The following is a 1,853-nucleotide window of genomic DNA, read 5'->3' on the forward strand; positions in this document are numbered from 1 at the left end:
CAAGAGGTAGCTTTGTGGAGTTTGGGGGTATTTTCCCGGTATGACTCTTCCGCCTACAAATAAGTCTGGATTTCCATCATTGTTGAAATCCGCCACAGATACAGAGGAGGTGCTGACAAGCATTTTTGGAAGGGATTTGGTACTGATGTTCAGGTTTCCAAAACCATCATTGATATATAGCCTGTCCTGAAGCGATTCTTCATTTGAAAGGTAATCGTGGTATCCACCGCTACAAATGTACAAATCCAAATATCCATCTCCATTGGCATCAAAAAATGCGGCATCTGCATCTGTGAATTCACTTTCGGATTTAAAGGAATTCAATGTTTCATATTTTCCGTTTGAAAATTGGAATAATTTTCCCGTAGAACCTTTCGTCCCTCCTACAAAAATTTCCTCATTACCGTCGCCATTGATGTCTGCAGCCACCATGATTGGCCCGACATAAGAAGGCATTTCAAGTAAAAGCGGCTGGCGTTTGAAATCATTAAAACCATATTCCTGATGAATGAAGGGGATACTGTTCTCTGTTTGCCTAAAAATAGGTAATGGATTTAGTCTTGGACTTTCATAATGCGTTTGGTCAATTTCCGGGATGTCTGTTACCATATTGATTTTCAGGTCTTTCACAGTCTGTACATGTCCTTTGGGCCAGGTAATCACAACTGAATCTATTTTGGATTTTTCACCCAAACCAAAATGAAGTCGGTTAGAAACGGAGGACTGGAAGCCTCTGGTGGGCATTTGCTCAAGGTAATAAACATGTCCATCACTGTAAAGAGCCACTTTGGCCCCAATTCCCAAAGTATTTGGAGCATTCCCTTTTAAATTGAATTGAACCCAGTTTTGGGCCTTCCCGCTATATTCTGGGTATTTGTTTTCATAAATAAAAGCAGGATGGTTCTGGTTATTTACCACGATATCGAGTTGTCCGTCATTGTTGAGATCAGCATAGGCAGAACCGCTTGAGAAATTTGGGAAATATATTCCCCAATCTTTTGTTTTGTTTTCAAAAACCAAATTTCCTCCATTTTCAAAAATATAATTTGAAACAGGAGTGGAAGTCATGCTTGTGACCAAGTGAAGGGTATCCGCTTTTTCTCTGGCGACGGCAGATTTGAAATAATAATCTCCCTTATACTTCAAAAAATCCCTGTTGGTATAATCTCTGTAGTATCCATTGCTGATAAAAAGGTCTTTATGGCCTGAATTGGTGGCATCAAAAAACAAAGCAGACCAACTCCAATCCGTATTGGATATCCCTGCAAGTTGACCGATTTCACTGAAAAGACCATTTCCTTGGTTAAGTTGAAGCATATTCCGCATGTGTTGATGGTAAAATCCACGGTTGACCATCAGCGCATATTGCTCGTAATTCTCCGGACCATACAGGAGTTTTTGTCTTTTATTGTCCTCAGGAAGCATGTCCAAGGTAAAGATGTCCATCAGCCCATCATTGTTGACATCCGAAATATCCGATCCCATCGAAAAATGGGAAATATGCTGAAGCTTTTCCGTCATTCGGTCTGAAAAAGTACCGTTTCCATTGTTGATATATAGGTAATCCGGCTCGATATAGTCGTTGCTGATATACAGGTCGATCCATCCATCTCCGTTGATATCAGATGCTGCCACTCCGAGTCCAAATCCCAAAGCGGTACCTTTGATCCCGGCAACTTCGCTGATATCTACATATTTCCCGCTATCATTCCTAAATAATTTGTCTCCTGCAAACGGATGCCTGACAGCCCTGGCTTGGTCAAATTCAATCTCATTGATGACCTCAATATGATGGTTGAGCAGAAACATGTCCAAATCCCCGTCTTTCTCAAAATCAAAAAACAATGCCTGGG

Annotated in this window: 1 protein-coding gene; it reads right to left on the reverse strand. The window is 41.0% G+C overall.

The window, feature by feature from the left end; all coding sequences use genetic code 11:
- Nucleotides 1-1,853 (reverse strand): VCBS repeat-containing protein (locus ACZFYI_RS19900; RefSeq protein WP_462525863.1); only part of this gene is annotated, 1,853 nt, incomplete at both ends.

It is taken from the genome of Aquiflexum sp. (genome assembly GCF_977115555.1).